Raw genomic sequence first — 15,927 nt, forward strand, 5'->3', positions numbered from 1 at the left:
ATAAAATCGGATATGAAGACAAAAGCTCTGTTGGCAGCTCTGGGCGTCTGCCTGTTATCTGCCTGTACTACTACGGAAAATAAGTTTCACGTTGGCGAGGCACTGGATTATTGCAATCGTCAGGTGGAGCGTACATTAAGTCGGTTGCATGACACGAATGGTGTGGTGGATTACACTATGATGCCCCGCAATATACTGAACGGTCAAAACGATTGGAACTGCCGTAAGGCAACGAAAGAAGAGTGGTGCGCCGGTTTTTGGCCCGGTGTGCTGTGGTATGATTACGAATATAGCGGTGACAAGCGGATAAAAGAGGAAGCGGAGAAATTTACCTCTTCATTGGAGTTCCTTTCCAGAACCCCCGCATTCGACCATGACTTGGGTTTCCTTATTTTTTGCAGTTACGGCAACGGTTATCGCCTGACGCAAAATCCGGCTTACAAGCAAGTGATTTTGGATACGGCGGATACATTGGCCACACTGTTCAAACCGCAGGTAGGCACAATGCTGTCATGGCCCCGCAATGTAGAGCTGTTTGGCGGACACAACACAATCATGGATAATATGATAAATCTGGAAATGCTGTTTTGGGCGGCAAAGAATGGCGGAAATCCTTATCTGGCGGATATTGCCATTTCTCATGCCGATAAAACGATGAAGTATCATTTCCGGCCTGATTATACTTCTTATCATGTAGCCGTTTACGATACGCTGACCGGCGATTTCATCAAGGGAGTTACCCATCAGGGATATGCCGATAACAGCATGTGGGCGCGCGGCCAGGCTTGGGCTGTCTATGGATATACGGTAGTGTATCGTGAAACCAAAGACTGCCGTTATCTGGATTTTGTGCAGAAGGTGACCGATGTGTATTTGAAGAATCTGCCCGAAGACTATGTTCCCTACTGGGATTTCAATGACCCCGCCATACCCGATGCTCCCCGTGACGCTTCTGCCGCCTGTGTAGTGGCTTCCGCATTGCTGGAACTTTCCACCTACTTGCCCGGTGATAAGGGAGAACGGTATAGAGATGCGGCGATAAAAATGCTGACGAGCCTGAGTACGGATAACTATCAGTGCGGTGAAGCAAGTCCGGCATTCTTGCTCCATTCCACAGGACACCGGCCGGCCAATTCGGAAATAGATGCTTCCATCATTTATGCGGATTACTATTATATAGAGGCATTGTTACGTTTGAAGAGATTGCAGGAAGGGAAGCCTGTCATAGGCTGACGTGTAATCCGTGCCTAAAAAATTATCAAGTGTATTTTGACACACTTTCTTTATTGCTTTTAAGAGACGAACGAAACTTGTTCTCAAGGGTATAAAATGGATAGTGAAACAGGGGTTGTTTTGATTATCTTATTTGATATGTCTTTCTTTATTTGTATTTTCGTGCGCCTTAATGAATAATTATATATGGAAAGTACAGAATACACTTTGGATGGATTATTGTGTCAGTCTATCTTGCTCTTTCATCAGTCGCGGTTTTACGATACGTGCCGTGAGTCTGAAACAGAGGCGTTTCAGCTGCTGGAACAAGCGCGGCTGGTAATGCGGGACACCCAAAGCTGTGTTGATATGGCCAAATGGGGATGTACTTTCGAATGTCTCGCCCAGAAGTATTATATAAATGGTGATACGGATGGGGTTTTGGAAGAGATAGATACCGCCTTGGCTTCTTTCTGGAAGAGAATAGAAGTGTCCCGTGTGGAAACGTTCGCCGTTTATTTGTGGTTGGGGTATTATTTTTTATTGCGTTTCAGGAACGGGGCTTCAAACTCTCGCGGGCGTTGTAAGCGGGTGATGTCCGATATATTATCGTATCTGACGGAGACTTTCCGTAAGGTCAGGAAGAAGCCGGCCTTAATGAATACTCTGCCTGATTTCTCGGCGGATGTATGGGGGGAAACTGTTTATTGGGTAGAGGTGGTTCATGGCTCCTGCCTTTGTGAGAAGCAGGCGGCCGCTTTATTGAAATTGCTGTACGACTTCAAGCAAATGGAACTTACCCGGGATAAAGTTGAGCAGGATATGCTGCTTCAACGGATTCTGGAGTTTTACAGTTTTTGATGCGTATATCTTATTATGACCGCTTTACCTTTCTCCGTCCAGATATCCTTTTTTGAACATATTGACAAAGAGGAAGAATAAGGAAAGTAGTAACGGACCGAAAATGACACCCATAAATCCAAAAAGAGAGAGACCGATGACTACTCCGAAAATGGTGATAAGCGGATGGATATCCGCCATCTTCTTCTGAATGATAAAACGTATCAGGTTATCGAGCTGGGAGATAACGAGGGCGCCGAAGATTGCTAATCCGATCGCTTGGAACCAATTACCGATCAGTGCCATGTATATGGCTATGGGAACCCATATCAGTGCCGTACCTACCATGGGAACGACGCTGGCAAAACCAGTCAGAAATCCCGAGAATAAAATATTGGGGGCGCCGAATATCCAATAACCGATCATGGCCACTCCACCTTGTATAATGGCGAGCAAAGGTATACCGATGGCATTGGAACGGACAATCATATTGATTTCATGCACTACATCCTGCGTGTTGGCCTCATTGAAGGGAAGAAGCTCGTTGACATATCGCTCCATTTTCTTTCCACCCATCAACATGAAGTAGAGAACAAAAACCAATACGAACATATTGACGGCAAAGCTGCTGATACCGCCCATCAGCGTTTGCCCGATGCGTGGCAGGGATGAAATGATGAATGAAAGGCTGTCTCCGCCTAATACGTTATATCCGGTCTTGGCCTTGATAACGGCGGCGGCTTCTTCAAACGGGGCGATGATGGCTTGCGGATCGAGATTGATGTTTTGCAGGTTTATTACAGCCAGCCATACTACCAACGCCAAAGGAACGAGGAAGCATAAAATAGCTTCTGCCGTAATGATGGTGGCGGCTATGCTGCGTTTCATCTTTCGTTTTTCGGACAGATAAATCATCTGGCGTCTGACCAGTATATAAATAGTCAACGCTCCTAATAAACCTCCCAAGAAAGGCGTGATTTGTCTGAAGAGGATAATCCCCAGTCCGATGATAATGGTAATCAGCGAATATTTCCAGTATTGCTCTTTTGTACTCATAAAGTGTATTGTTTCTTTGGAAAAGAAACATCATAAGAGTCGGAAAAGTTTTGCAAAGTATACGGGAGACTGTATTTTATCCTTCATCCAGCCGGCCTTTTCCCTGGCGTACGATTTCCGCCTCGCCATTAGTGCAGTTTACTATTGTAGAACCCTCTATGCCACCTATACCGCCGTCGATGACCAAGTCTACGATATTACCGAATTTCTCGTCAATCAGTTCGGGGTCGGTACAATATTCAATGTCTTCATTTTCATCGTAAGGGAGTGTGGTAGTCATGATGGGAGCGTCCAGCAGGCGTGCCAGTTCCTGGATAATCGGGTTGTCGGGCATGCGGATTCCTACTTCCTTGCGGTTACGAAATATCTTCGGCAGGCGGACGGTGCCGTTTAAGATAAAAGTGAAAGCGCCCGGCAGGTTGCGTTTCATTAATTTGAACGTGTTGTTATCGAATTTGGCATATTCGCTGATACTGCTCAAATCGTAGCAGATAATGGACAGATTGTTCTTCTTCGGGTCAATGTTCTTGAGCTGGCAGATACGTTCTATTGCACGTTCTTTTAATCCGTGGCAGCCGATGGCATACATGGTATCGGTAGGATAGATAATGATTCCGCCGTCGTTCAGAATATCGATTACCTGTTGCAAATCCGCCGGATTGTTGTTTCTTTCATAAAGTTTCAGAAGCATAGGGCTATGGGATTATAAGTTGGATGTAAAAGTACTCGTTAATATTCTCAAAAGCAAGAGAATCATCTTTTTAGCATCTCTTTCTCTAATTTTTTAATCTTCTTCCATGCCTCTTTGAACTTGGGGCAGAGAGCAACGGCCTTTTCATAATTCTTCATGGCGGCTTCCTTCATATCCAGTTTAAGGCATTCGTCACCCATGATGATGTATTCACGGGCATACTTCACCAGCGACTTTTCTTTCTCTACGGCAGCCTGTTTCAGCGCGCGGTTCTCTTCACGCAATTGATTGATGATATTCAATTTCTTGCGGATAAGACGCTGCACAACGGGCTTTTCAATGTCGTAGCGGGAATGGATGGCTTTAAAGAACTCGTTGAGGAAAGTCTCAAAATCCCCTTTGTCGAACGCTTTGGCAGCAGCTGCATATTGCACGTCCGCCTGCGCTTGTTTCAGGGCGCGGTCGATGGCCTGGCGGTTGTTGAAACGTTCGGCAAATCCTGCAATTTCGGGGCGTACGAATACGTCGGCGCGACTGATAGGCTTCCTCAGTTGTATCCCTTCCAGAGACGTACATCGGCTGAGTGCTACGTACGCTTGTCCTCCGGCAAACACTCCTCCGGTGAAGTCGATAACTACCCGGCTGAACGTCAGCCCCTGACTTTTATGAACAGTGATGGCCCATGCCAATCGTACGGGATACTGGGTGAAAGTTCCTAATTCCTCTTCCTCAATCTGTTTCTTTTCTTCATTGTATTTATAGCGGATATTTCGCCATGATTCCCGTTTCACGTCACATTCCTTGCCATCGTCCGTAATGACGTAGAGCGTCTCTTCAATGGGGTCAAAACCGCTGACAATCCCGATGGTGCCGTTTACCCACCGGCGGTCGAAATCATTTTTGATGAAAATGATTTGCGCGCCCGGTTTGAGTACCAGTTCCTGTGAAGTGGGAAGACTGCTTTCAGGGAAATCACCCATGATTTCTCCATGAAATGTTACAGGGTCTCCCGGCAGTTCGGCGAGTTTCTTATCGTTGATATAGTCCACGTTGTCGCGGCGGGTGGCGAGGGTGATGTACATATCGGCTTCAGACTGCTCTATCTGTGTGCCGTAACGGGTGTTGAGCAGTTGCAGGTCGGCAGCGCCCACCGTATTGTTTCGTATGTGGTCCAGTACGCTGACAAAAACTTTGTCGGTTTGGCGATAGACGGTCTGCAATTCAATGGAGACGAGGTCTATCTGGTTGAAGACCCTTGCGGAGAAAAAATAGGGGGTGGGATAGAAACGGTTCAGTATTTCCCGTTCGTCTCCCTTCACTACCGGTTCCAGCTGAAAGACGTCACCTACCAATAGAAGTTGTTTCCCGCCGAAAGGTTCCCGCAGATTACGTGAATAGACACGTAAAATACGGTCGACGGCATCGATGATGTCCGCCCGCACCATAGAAATCTCGTCAATGATAACCAGCTCCAGCTCCTCAAGCAGCTTGCGATGCGGTTTGGTATATTTAAAGAATTCGTGGATGCGTCCCCGTTGCAGGCTGAAATTGGGATCATCGGGCAGCAGAGGATAAAAAGGCAGCTTGAAGAAACTGTGCAATGTACTCCCGCCCGCATTGATGGCGGCAATTCCCGTAGGAGCCAAGACTACATGCTTTTTCTTGGTATGCCCGCAGATATACCGGAGAAAGGTGGATTTGCCCGTACCCGCTTTTCCCGTCAGAAAAACGGACTGGCGGGTGTACTGTATGAGATTCAAAGCATCTTGAAACTCCTTGTTTTGGGTATCGGGTACGAACGGCATGATTCAACTCTCGATTATCCCGTACCGCTTTAGCGCATTGGCTATGCCATTGTCATCAACGCTCGTGGTGACATAATCGGCCACGGCTTTTACGTCGTCTTTGGCATTGCCCATAGCCACTCCGATACCTGCATGGCGCAACATGCTGATGTCGTTTCCACCGTCGCCGAAAGCCATTGTTTCTTCCAGGCGAATGTTGAAATGCCGGATTATCTCATCGATGCCGTGTTGTTTGGTATTTCCTTTGGCGGTAACGTCTACAAATGCCGGATGCCAGCGTCCCATTTCGCAGTTGGGAATGGAGGGTAATACGGTTTGTTCCTCTTCGATGGTGATAAAGGGTGTCAGCTGGTAATATTCCTTGTCTGAATGATCGCTTGTATAAGGCTTTGACGCGATAGGGTCCGTTTTGAGTTGATGGTTGAATATCTCCGTTACGATCTCGTCGGGCTGGTTTACGCAAATATCGTGTTCGCCTACCAGTATGCAGGGGATATTGCGTTCGTGGCAGAAACTTGCCAGCGCATCCACTTCGGCTGCCGGAACGGGGCTTTTGTAGATGACGGTATCGTCCACAAAACAATAGGCGCCGTTCATGGTGATGTAGCCGTCTATCAGTTTCCGTTCCTGCAGGGCGGCGAGGTTGTTGATGATGACACGCGGACGTCCGGTGGAAATGAATATCTGTATGCCTTTGGCTTTAGCGGCTTCCAGCGCTTCAATGGTGGAAACGGGAATTTGGTGAGTCTTGAAGCTCACCAGCGTACCGTCAATGTCAAAAAACAGAGCTTTAATCATATGGGTCTCTTTTAAATTGGTTGGCAAATTTACTCAAAAGCGAAGATATTTCGTACTTTTGCACACAATTTTGTTCAGCGCATTTAAAATCAAAAACTCGAATATATAATGAAGAAACATTCTTTTAAAGACTGGATGATAGCCGTGCGTCCGTGGTCGTTCCCCGCTTCGGCCATGCCGGTGGTGGTGACGCTGGCCTATCTGTTTTGGATGAAGGAAGATATAAATTGGGCGAACGGTATATGGGCTTTGTTGAACATCGTCGTTTTCCATGCGGCCGGAAACACTTGGAGCGATTATTTCGATTATAAGCAAGGGGTTGATATGAAAGATACGTTCGGCGCGAAAACGTTGACGGATAAGATGTTTACTCCTAAGGAAATATATCGTCTGTCGTTAGTCCTGCTTTTGGCGGCTCTTGCCGGAGGTCTCGGATTATTGTGGCGTACAGGTTTCCCTCTGCTGTATATCGGTTTGGGCGGTGCGGCGTGCGCGCTTCTATATCCGCCGCTGAAGTACAACGCGTTGGGAGACGTCGTTATCTTCATGGCTTACGCTTTCTTGCCTACTTTGGGGACTGCCTATGTCTCTACCGGAGCATTTCTGTGGGACGTTCTGTGGATAGCGATTCCCGTAGGGTTGATTACGGTGGCCATCCTGCACGCCAACAATACCCGCGATATGCAGACCGACGCCCGGGCGAGCATCAAGACTTTGGCAATGGAATTGGGTGGAAGGACATCCGTGATTCTCTATTGCGCGGAGATACTGTTTCCTTTCGGTTGGATTGCCGGTTGCGTAGCAGCCGGAACTTTTCCTTTATGGACGTTGTTAGTCTTGCTTGTGCTGGTTCCTGCCGTCGGCAATGTCCGGGTCATGTCCCGGTTTTCGGGAAAGGGTGTTGCCGCCATCGCCAATCTGGATGAGATGACGGCAAAGCTCCAGTTATTGTTTAGTTTGGTATTCGCTTTATCATTTGTCATAGCCGGTTTATTCGTATGAAAAGATTAGTTTTTACTATTATATTGGCCGCTGTTTTGTGGACCGTCATGTTTTCGCCGTGGACGGCTCCTGCCGTTAATTTCTGGTGGATGATGACCGGTTCCGCACTGACCTTATCCGTATTTGCCACCCTGTTCAGTCCCGGATGGTGGCGTGAGGTGAAATGGAGTATTTCCAATGTCCTGCTGGGCGTCGGTATCGCCGTTGCTTTATGGATGATTTTCTGGGTGGGAGATAAGGTTTCCACTTGGATGTTCGACTTTGCCCGTCCGCAGGTAGATTCCATTTACGGTATGAAAGAAGGCGAGTCTCCCTGGTTGCTGGCTGCCTTGATGCTGGTCTTGATAGGGCCTGCGGAAGAAATCTTCTGGCGGGGATACGTGCAACGCACGCTTTCCGAACGTTGGAAGAATCCCGATACGGGGTTTGCGGCGGCTACGGCCTTGTACGCGCTGGTACATGCCGGCTCTTGCAATTTCATGCTTATCATGGCGGCATTGGTGGCAGGTGTGGTTTGGGGAGCGCTTTACCGTTTCTTCCCGAATCGGTTTGCCGCCATTATCCTGTCGCATTCTTTGTGGGATGTGGCTGTTTTTATCTTTTTCCCTATTTAAAACAACTTGAACCTTATGAAGTATAATTTTGATGAAGTGATCGAACGCCGCGGTACGGACTCCGTAAAGTGGGACGGCGTAGAGAATGTATGGGGGCGTAGTGATTTGCTTCCCATGTGGGTGGCCGATATGGATTTCCGTACGCCGCCTTTTGTAATGGACGCTTTGCGCAGACGTCTCGACCATGCGGTTTTGGGATATACTTTCGCCTGTGAAGAGTGGTATACCTCTATTTGCCATTGGTTGCACAGGCGTCACCAATGGGATATCACGCGTGATATGCTGACGTTTGTGCCCGGTATTGTGCGTGGACAAGCCTTTGCCTTACAATGCTTTACCAAGCCGGGCGATAAGGTGATGGTAATGACTCCGGTATACCATCCTTTCTTTTTGGTGACCGAACGTATGGGACGTGAAGTCGTTTACTCTCCGCTTGATTTGCATAACGGGCATTATCACATTAATTTCGAGCGTTTCGCTAAGGACATTCAAGGGTGCAGGGCGCTTATTCTTTGTAATCCTCATAATCCCGGCGGGCGTGTCTGGACAACCGGGGAGTTGCGCCGGATAGCGGATATCTGTCAAGAGAACGGGACTATGGTAATTTCCGACGAGATACATGCCGACCTCACTTTGCCTCCCCATAAGCATCATCCTTTTGCCACTGTATCCGAGGCGGCCGCACAGAATTCCCTTACCTTTATGGCTCCCAGCAAAGCTTTTAATATGCCGGGCTTGGGCAGTTCCTACGCCATAGCGGTAAACGAAGATATTCGCCGCCGTTTCCGGGACTTTATGGAGGCAGGCGAGTTCTGCGAAGGACATTTGCTGGCCTATATCGGAGCTGCGGCAGCCTATACGCATGGAGAAGAATGGCTGGAGCAGATGCTCGGATACGTACAAGGCAATATAGACTTTACGGAGAATTATCTGAAGGAGCATATCCCGGGTATCGGTATGATACGTCCCCAGGCCTCTTACCTGATTTTCTTGGATTGTCGCGCATTAGGCCTGCCGCAAGAGGAACTGGTAAAGTTTTTTGTGGAAAAAGCCCGTTTGGCATTGAATGACGGCACAATGTTCGGTAAGCCGGGAGAAGGGTTTATGCGATTGAATATCGGTTGCCCCCGTTCTGTTTTGCAAAGAGCCTTGCAGCAGTTGGCCGTGGCGGTTAAGGAAGTAAGAAGCGCGGCAAAAAAGACAGTCCCCTAAACTTTCCGAAGAAGATATTGTTAATTTATACGGAAGAGAAGAGACGGCGTTCGGTAATCTACCGGGAGTACTTTGTACCGATAAAGCTGTAAATCCTGTGAACATACGCAGGATATGAATCATTAATAAAGTATATAAGTGACTAAAAAAGAGACTTTAACGAAAAGCTTTGTCTTACGTGTGGATGCTGTGACAATGGATGCTATCGAGAAATGGGCAGCCGATGAGTTCCGTAGTACCAATGGACAGCTTCAGTGGATTATAGCCGAGGCTCTTCGTAAAAACGGACGGGTCAAAAAGAGTAAGTCCGCTCCCCATCTCGATTTGGAAACACAAGAATGTGAAGATTAAACGGTTATCTTGATAGTTAATCCCTATTGCGGAATGCGATAGGGATTTTTTTTGTTTGGATAAGACCTACCTAATTGTTGTTATCCCGTCTTTTAGTAATACTCTGTTTTAGGTATTGTTACCATTTTTAACTACCCCTACCTTTGTCCCAACAAAAATTAAGATAAAAGATGAGAAAATTAACGAGCTTATTAGCATTGTGTTTTTTAGTATCGGCCAATGCTTTATGGGCAGGGGAGCCCGATGAAGCGAGCGCGAAAAGCGAGACTGCCGAGAGTATGCTGAAGAAAGAAAAGACAAGCACTTCGGATGATGACAGCTACAAGAAATTCCGTTTCGGCGGATATGGAGAAATGGTAGCCAGTTTTAAGGATTACGGCATCAACCGTTTCTTTGGCGGCAATAGAGGAAATTCGGACGACCACCGTAATACGATCGCCATCCCGCGTTTCGTATTGGCATTCGATTATAAGTTCAATTCCAAGTGGATACTGGGGGCTGAAATAGAATTTGAATCCGGCGGTACAGGTACGGCCGTAGAGCTGGAGAACTCCGAGAATGGAGAGTACGAAACGGAAATAGAGAAAGGCGGTGAGGTCGCTTTGGAGCAATTCCATATTACACGCCTGATACATCCTGCTTTTAATGTCCGTGCCGGACATATGATTGTGCCCGTCGGACTTACCAATGCGCATCACGAGCCCATTAACTTTTTCGGAACCTACCGTCCGGAAGGCGAAACCACCATTCTTCCTTCCACCTGGCACGAAACGGGTATCGAGTTTTTCGGTACTTTCGGTAAGGGATATGCTACATTCGATTATCAGGCGTTGATTGTAACGGGTCTGAATGCGAACGGTTTCGACCGTAATAACTGGGTTGCAGGTGGAAAGCAGGGCTTCTTCGAGGTCGACAACTTTACCTCTCCCGCTTATGTCGCCCGTCTGGATTATAGGGGAGTACCGGGTCTGCGTATAGGCGGCTCTTTCTATTACTGCGTCAATACGGCGTCCAATTCCGATAAAGTAGCCACGTATGCGGGAGTAAAAGCGCCGTTGCGCATTTATACCGTCGACGGTCAGTATAAGAACAAGTATGTGACGGCCCGTACGAACTTTGTGTTTGGCAACCTGACGGGAGCTACCGCTATCAGCAATAAGAATAAAGGTTTGTCCAATTCCTCTCCTTATACCCGTGTGGTACAAGTGGCCAAGAAAGCCGTGAGCTATGCCGGTGAGGTCGGTGTCAATCTCCGTTCTATTTGCAACGGCAATAAGAAAGTACCTGTCATCTATCCGTTTGCCCGTTATGAATACTACAATCCTCAGGAAGCGGGAGAAAAAGGCCAGCTTCCCATGGACAAGAGAAATCAGGTGAGCATGTGGACTGCCGGCCTGAACTGGTACGCATTGCCCAATCTGGTGGTAAAGGCCGATTACATGACCCGCCAGATAGGTACAGGCAAGGTATTCGGCAAAGGCAAATACAATAGCGAAAACGAATTTTCCATCGGTATCGCCTATGTCGGTTGGTTTATAAAGAAATAATATATTAATCTCAAATAATAACGATGAAAATGAAAAAGTATTTTTTGTATGTTGCAGCTTGCATGCTGTCTTTGGGCGGAATGATGTCCGCATGTAGTGATGACGATGATCCTTCTAATGGAAATGGTAATGGCGCTGTGGAAGAAATCGACATTACCAAAGATAACGCTTCCAACTGGTACAGCTACATGATTAACGTGGCTAATCTGTTGAAAGAAGACGCCACAACGCTTTACAATGACTGGAAAACCAGCTATAACGGAGGAGAATCCTATGCTTCGATTTTTATCAATCATAATAATTCGGCTTACTTTGGTACTGCCAATAACTGTGTCCAGCAGATTATCGAAGGTTGCTGGGATATTGCCAATGAGGTAGGCGATGCGAAAATCGGCGACCCTTACGATTTGTATGTGGACGGAAAGACACAAGACGCTTTGTATGCGGTGGAATCTTGGTTCAGCTGGCATTCCCGTGAGGACTATTCCAACAATATCATTTCCATTTACAGCGCGATTTGCGGTACGCGAGATGTAAGGGTGAATAACGATGTGATGGATTTGGCGAACTCTGCAATTGCCGCGAATTCCCTTTATAATGTAATTAAAGCCAACGATGAAAAGCTGGCGAACGATACCCGTGAGGCCATCAAGAAAGCCCATGATGCCATTCTGGCTATTCCCGCTCCTTTCCGTAGCCATATCAACAGTGCGGAAGCATTGGCAGCCCAACAGGCTTGCGCGGATTTGGCAGACCTTTTGGATAAGAGGTTACACCCTGAAATCGCGCAAAAGGAAGACGTATATAATGATGCCGTTCTGAATGAAGTCGTAAAAACTTATGTAAATGACGTGGTACTTCCTACTTACCTGGATTTGAAAGACGAAGTGGCCGTATTGTTGGAGAAAGTAAGCGCGTTGCAGAAGAACCCGACCGATGCGAACTTTAAGGCTGCCGCAGCCCAATGGATTGTAGCCCGCAAGCCGTGGGAAACAAGCGAGGCGTTCCTGTTCGGCCCCGTAGCCGATAAAGGTTTGGACCCCAATATGGATAGCTGGCCATTGGATGCGGATGCGATTGTCAACATCCTGAATTCGGGAGACTTCACCAAATTGCAATGGAACGGCGAGTTCATTACCGATGAGAACGGTGACCCGGTAGAGAGCATTGCGTCCGCTCAGAATGTCCGTGGCTTCCATACATTGGAATTCCTTCTTTTCAAGGATGGCGATCCTCGTACGGCACCGGCTGAATAAGTCCCGGATATGACCGTGTGGGCAAATAAGTAAAGGAGTGCCTTGCCGTCTCCTTTACTTATTTGTTGTGTTCTGATATTTTGTGTAAAATAAACTCTGTTGCTTATGAGATATTTAGAAAAGCGTTTGTTTCCGTTGTTGCTTGGTTCGTTGCTGTGCTGTGCTTGTGAGGGCGATACTTATGATATATTGGATATAGAAGTGCCGGGCGGTTATGAATTGTCCGCCGGTACCGCCACTGTATTTATGCGTTCTTCCAAGGCTTATGACACTCCGGCCAACTGGGTGACGGGAGCCTATAACTCACGTTTCAATAACGGAGACGGACTTTACGACGATGTCCGTACCAGCACTAACGGAACGGGCGGCGGTTTGGGCCCTGTCTATGCCGGATATTCCTGCGGTAGTTGCCATCATAACGCAGGCCGTACACGTCCTACGTTGTGGAGCGAGGGAGGATCGGGCAGTAGCGGTTTCTCTTCCATGCTGATATACATCACCCGCAAGAACGGCGCTTTCTTTCCCAATTACGGGCGTGTGCTTCACGACCAGTCCATTTATGGCGTAAAGGCGGAAGGAAAGCTGAAAGTGGAATATACTTATGAGGATTTTAAGTTTCCCGACGGTACTCCTTATCAGCTTGCCAAGCCCACTTATACGATAACGGACTGGTATGCGGAAGAAATAAAACCGGAAGATTTGTTCTGTACGGTTCGTATCCCCCTGCGGCATGTGGGAATGGGACAGATGATGGCGCTCGACCCGAAAGAGATTGAGGCGCTTGCCGCCAAAAGCAATTACCCCGAATACGGCATTAGCGGACGCTGTAATTACATTATGGAGAAAGGCGTGAAAAGTTTGGGACTGTCGGGCAACAAGGCCCAGCATGCAGACCTGACCGTGGAACTGGGCTTCTCCAGCGATTTGGGAGTGACCAACAGCCGTTATCCGGAGGAAATCTGTGAAGGGCAATTACAAATGGAGCAGGGCAGCATGATGGGGCTGTCTTACGACCAATTGGATGTATCGGCGGAGGATATGGAGGACGTAGACCTCTATATGCAATGTCTGGGTGTGCCGGCCCGCCGCAATGTGGATGACGAACAGGTTATCAAAGGAGAGCAGAAGTTCTATGAAGCCAAATGCCACCTTTGCCATGTCACCACCTTGCATACCAAGCCGCGCGGCAGTTCTTTGTTGATAGGGACGCAGCTCCCGTGGCTGGGCGGCCAGACCATTCATCCGTATTCGGATTTCCTGCTCCACGATATGGGTTCGGAAATTATGGGTGTGGGATTGAACGACAACTATGTCAGCGGTCTGGCGCGCGGCAACGAATGGCGTACCACCCCGTTGTGGGGCATCGGCTTGCAGGAGATTGTCAACGGACATACCTATTTCCTGCACGACGGCCGCGCCCGCAATCTGGTTGAGGCCATTATGTGGCACGGCGGCGAGGCGGAGGCTTCCAAGAATCTGTTTAAGAATATGAATAAGGAAGACCGTGACGCGCTGATTGCATTTATCAATTCACTATAATAACAAGTTACACAGTATTTAAATAAGAAACGATATAATCGTATGAAGAAATTAATATTATTGGCTTCGCTTGCCGCTATGCCGTTGATGGCAATGGCACAGCACGAAGAAGATACGGAGAATGGCGTGGTGTCGTTGGCCGGAAGGGAAGGCTTTACTATTTCCAGCAAGAAAGGCGACTTTGTTTTCAAACCCTATTTGCTGGTACAGACGAGCGACAATCTGAACTGGTATGATGATGAAGGCCTGGACAAGGCCTACAATCAGGATAACTTCGCCAATTCCGGTTTCTCAGTGCCTTATGCGGTGTTGGGTTTTACGGGTAAGGCTTTCGGGAAGGTATCTTTCAACCTTTCCATCAATGCGGCGGCCAGCGGCGGCGCTTTGTTGCAGCAGGCTTGGTTCGACGTGCAGTTCAAGAAGCAGCTGGCATTGCGTGTAGGTAAGTTCAAGACGCCTTTCTCGCATGCCTACCTGACTACGTTGGGCGAGACATTGCTGCCGCAGTTGCCTGTCTCGCTGACCTCTTCCGTCATCATGCCTTATTCGCTGAACGCCGTTACTCCGAACATGGCTACCGGCTTTGACCTGGGCGTGGAGCTGCACGGATTGGTAGGCGAGAAGTTCGGCTATGAGGTCGGCTTGTTCAACGGTACGGGAATCTCCGTGAATACGGCTTCAAAAACTATCAGTGACGACTGGCACATACCTTCTTTGCTTTATGCGGGCCGTCTGACTTATATGCCTAAGGGAGTGATGCCTTCCACGCAAGGCAACCCGAACCGCCTGAATGAAGACAAGATGCTTTTCGGCCTGTCCGGTTCTATCAATGTGGAGAGCGAGAATGAGAGTACGAACGATACGCGCGTCGGTTTGGAGTTTGCCATGTTGAAGAACAAGCTCTATCTGGCTGCCGAGGCATACTATATGAATGTGGGATTCACCAAGCGGCAGAAGATTGACGAGACGTATCATTATTTGGGCGGTTATGTGCAGGGCGGTTATTTTGTGGCTCCCCGTGTTCAGGTGGCCGCGCGCTACGACTTCTTCAACCGTAACGGTACCGGTGACGACGGCTTCCTGAATATGCCGGCCGTGGGCATGAATTACTTCTTCAAGGGTTGCAACCTGAAGCTACAGGCTATGTATCAGTATATAGCCCGTTGGGGACATGACACGCAGCTCGACCGCGATAATGATAACCTGGGTCTGGCTACGCATTCCGCTACCGTTTTGCTGCAATACACATTCTAACAGATTGAAGAAAGGATTTATCTATGAAGAACTATATTCTTTTCTTATCGCTGTTCATGTTCGTTTTCGCCTCTTGCGACGATGGCAGGCTCTATCAGGACAGGCTCATCGTGCCGGAAGAAGGGCGTGTGGTGAAGCTGCACGTGAATATGAGCGGAGTGGATACATGGCCGGACGGCTATACGGTGGTTCTTGCGGGTTTCAATGACGACAAGGAGTATTCGCTGATAGCAAAGTCCATCCCGAACAACGGGGATGTGGACATGGTAATGGCGGGTATAGGCGAAGACGTCACTTCCATCGAGCTTTGCGTGACGAACCGTATCCGTGAACGTGTCTATTCCTTTTACACACAGGACTTCTCGACAGTAGATGCCGATACCACCCGGGTGGATGCCGGAACAATCGATGCCGGCATGTTCAATGCCATTCAGCAGGGTATTTTTATTGGTAAGTCGTGTGTGGGTTGTCATGGAACCAGTACGACCGCGGCCGCCGATTTGGATTTGAAAGAAGGTGTCAGTTATAACGACCTGGTGAACCGTCCGTCCGTCATAATGCCCGAATGGATGCGTGTCAATCCGGGCAATTCCGGTGAAAGCATGTTGTATCAGATACTTTCTTCCCCTGTCAGCAAGGAGTGGGGACACGATCATTCGCAGGAAATAGAATCGTCTATAACGCTGGATATGCTTAAAGACTGGATAGACTCCGGCGCCAAAGAATAACTTCTATCAACAACAACGAAAA

The 15,927-nt window shown here is 48.1% G+C and carries 15 protein-coding genes; 11 read left to right on the top strand and 4 right to left on the bottom strand.

All coding sequences use genetic code 11. From position 1 onward, the window contains the following. Positions 1-12: 12 nt before the first annotated feature. Positions 13-1,233 (top strand): glycoside hydrolase family 88 protein, encoded by a 1,221-nt coding sequence (locus I2F54_RS03310; RefSeq protein ID WP_195500516.1) that lies wholly within the window; start codon positions 13-15, stop codon positions 1,231-1,233. A gap of 186 nt (positions 1,234-1,419) precedes the next feature. Then, complete coding sequence (locus I2F54_RS03315; protein ID WP_195500517.1) at positions 1,420-2,073, top strand: hypothetical protein; 654 nt, start codon at positions 1,420-1,422, stop codon at positions 2,071-2,073. A gap of 24 nt (positions 2,074-2,097) precedes the next feature. Here I2F54_RS03315 and I2F54_RS03320 read toward each other — a convergent pair whose 3' ends face one another. The 4 genes from I2F54_RS03320 to I2F54_RS03335 form a co-directional block, all read right to left on the bottom strand. After that, positions 2,098-3,108, bottom strand: a complete 1,011-nt coding sequence (locus tag I2F54_RS03320) for an AI-2E family transporter (protein WP_009122687.1) — start codon at positions 3,106-3,108, stop codon at positions 2,098-2,100. Positions 3,109-3,184: 76 nt separating this feature from the next. After that, positions 3,185-3,799 carry an L-threonylcarbamoyladenylate synthase gene (locus I2F54_RS03325; RefSeq protein ID WP_022219829.1) on the bottom strand — a complete coding sequence of 205 codons (615 nt, stop codon included), beginning with the start codon at positions 3,797-3,799 and terminating at the stop codon, positions 3,185-3,187. A 62-nt stretch (positions 3,800-3,861) separates the two neighbouring features. Continuing rightward, entirely contained in the window at positions 3,862-5,604 is a 1,743-nt protein-coding gene (locus tag I2F54_RS03330) for an ATP-dependent DNA helicase (protein ID WP_087412931.1), read from the bottom strand. A 3-nt stretch (positions 5,605-5,607) separates the two neighbouring features. Then, positions 5,608-6,402, bottom strand: coding sequence for a Cof-type HAD-IIB family hydrolase (locus tag I2F54_RS03335; protein ID WP_009122684.1), 795 nt, complete (start codon positions 6,400-6,402; stop codon positions 5,608-5,610). A gap of 108 nt (positions 6,403-6,510) precedes the next feature. Here I2F54_RS03335 and I2F54_RS03340 point away from each other — a divergent pair, with 108 nt between their 5' ends. From I2F54_RS03340 to I2F54_RS03380, 9 genes are all read left to right on the top strand, one after another. Beyond that, on the top strand, positions 6,511-7,404 hold the full coding sequence (locus tag I2F54_RS03340; protein ID WP_118045940.1) for a prenyltransferase: 894 nt from the start codon (positions 6,511-6,513) through the stop codon (positions 7,402-7,404). Then, entirely contained in the window at positions 7,401-8,018 is a 618-nt protein-coding gene (locus I2F54_RS03345) for a CPBP family intramembrane glutamic endopeptidase (protein WP_022219833.1), read from the top strand. The genes I2F54_RS03340 and I2F54_RS03345 overlap by 4 nt, the downstream gene beginning before the upstream one ends. Before the next feature lie 15 nt (positions 8,019-8,033). Beyond that, positions 8,034-9,230: a MalY/PatB family protein gene (locus tag I2F54_RS03350; protein ID WP_195500518.1), complete on the top strand. Its 1,197-nt coding sequence runs from the start codon at positions 8,034-8,036 to the stop codon at positions 9,228-9,230. Positions 9,231-9,368: 138 nt separating this feature from the next. Further along, positions 9,369-9,581 (top strand): type II toxin-antitoxin system antitoxin, encoded by a 213-nt coding sequence (locus I2F54_RS03355; protein WP_087425096.1) that lies wholly within the window; start codon positions 9,369-9,371, stop codon positions 9,579-9,581. 170 nt (positions 9,582-9,751) lie between these two features. Next, positions 9,752-11,128, top strand: coding sequence for a porin (locus I2F54_RS03360; RefSeq protein ID WP_009122679.1), 1,377 nt, complete (start codon positions 9,752-9,754; stop codon positions 11,126-11,128). Between the two features lie 23 nt (positions 11,129-11,151). Next, positions 11,152-12,384: an imelysin family protein gene (locus I2F54_RS03365; RefSeq protein ID WP_118045948.1), complete on the top strand. Its 1,233-nt coding sequence runs from the start codon at positions 11,152-11,154 to the stop codon at positions 12,382-12,384. Between the two features lie 105 nt (positions 12,385-12,489). Continuing rightward, positions 12,490-13,923 (top strand): di-heme oxidoredictase family protein, encoded by a 1,434-nt coding sequence (locus tag I2F54_RS03370; RefSeq protein ID WP_009122677.1) that lies wholly within the window; start codon positions 12,490-12,492, stop codon positions 13,921-13,923. Positions 13,924-13,965: 42 nt separating this feature from the next. After that, positions 13,966-15,177, top strand: coding sequence for a porin (locus I2F54_RS03375; RefSeq protein ID WP_195500519.1), 1,212 nt, complete (start codon positions 13,966-13,968; stop codon positions 15,175-15,177). 23 nt (positions 15,178-15,200) lie between these two features. Next, the gene (locus I2F54_RS03380) at positions 15,201-15,905 is read left to right on the top strand and encodes a hypothetical protein (protein WP_022219838.1); all 705 of its coding nucleotides are present in this window, start codon (positions 15,201-15,203) and stop codon (positions 15,903-15,905) included. Positions 15,906-15,927 lie beyond the last annotated feature (22 nt).

This window comes from Bacteroides clarus (assembly GCF_015555825.1).
GTDB lineage: Bacteria > Bacteroidota > Bacteroidia > Bacteroidales > Bacteroidaceae > Bacteroides > Bacteroides clarus.

Bases quoted from the DNA above. Each gene is read 5' to 3' on its own strand.
- I2F54_RS03310 (WP_195500516.1), top strand. From the start codon at position 13: ATGAAGACAAAAGCTCTGTTGGCAGCTCTGGGCGTCTGCCTGTTATCT.
- I2F54_RS03315 (WP_195500517.1), top strand. From the start codon at position 1,420: ATGGAAAGTACAGAATACACTTTGGATGGATTATTGTGTCAGTCTATC.
- I2F54_RS03320 (WP_009122687.1), bottom strand. From the start codon at position 3,108: ATGAGTACAAAAGAGCAATACTGGAAATATTCGCTGATTACCATTATC.
- I2F54_RS03325 (WP_022219829.1), bottom strand. From the start codon at position 3,799: ATGCTTCTGAAACTTTATGAAAGAAACAACAATCCGGCGGATTTGCAA.
- I2F54_RS03330 (WP_087412931.1), bottom strand. From the start codon at position 5,604: ATGCCGTTCGTACCCGATACCCAAAACAAGGAGTTTCAAGATGCTTTG.
- I2F54_RS03335 (WP_009122684.1), bottom strand. From the start codon at position 6,402: ATGATTAAAGCTCTGTTTTTTGACATTGACGGTACGCTGGTGAGCTTC.
- I2F54_RS03340 (WP_118045940.1), top strand. From the start codon at position 6,511: ATGAAGAAACATTCTTTTAAAGACTGGATGATAGCCGTGCGTCCGTGG.
- I2F54_RS03345 (WP_022219833.1), top strand. From the start codon at position 7,401: ATGAAAAGATTAGTTTTTACTATTATATTGGCCGCTGTTTTGTGGACC.
- I2F54_RS03350 (WP_195500518.1), top strand. From the start codon at position 8,034: ATGAAGTATAATTTTGATGAAGTGATCGAACGCCGCGGTACGGACTCC.
- I2F54_RS03360 (WP_009122679.1), top strand. From the start codon at position 9,752: ATGAGAAAATTAACGAGCTTATTAGCATTGTGTTTTTTAGTATCGGCC.
- I2F54_RS03365 (WP_118045948.1), top strand. From the start codon at position 11,152: ATGAAAATGAAAAAGTATTTTTTGTATGTTGCAGCTTGCATGCTGTCT.
- I2F54_RS03370 (WP_009122677.1), top strand. From the start codon at position 12,490: ATGAGATATTTAGAAAAGCGTTTGTTTCCGTTGTTGCTTGGTTCGTTG.
- I2F54_RS03375 (WP_195500519.1), top strand. From the start codon at position 13,966: ATGAAGAAATTAATATTATTGGCTTCGCTTGCCGCTATGCCGTTGATG.
- I2F54_RS03380 (WP_022219838.1), top strand. From the start codon at position 15,201: ATGAAGAACTATATTCTTTTCTTATCGCTGTTCATGTTCGTTTTCGCC.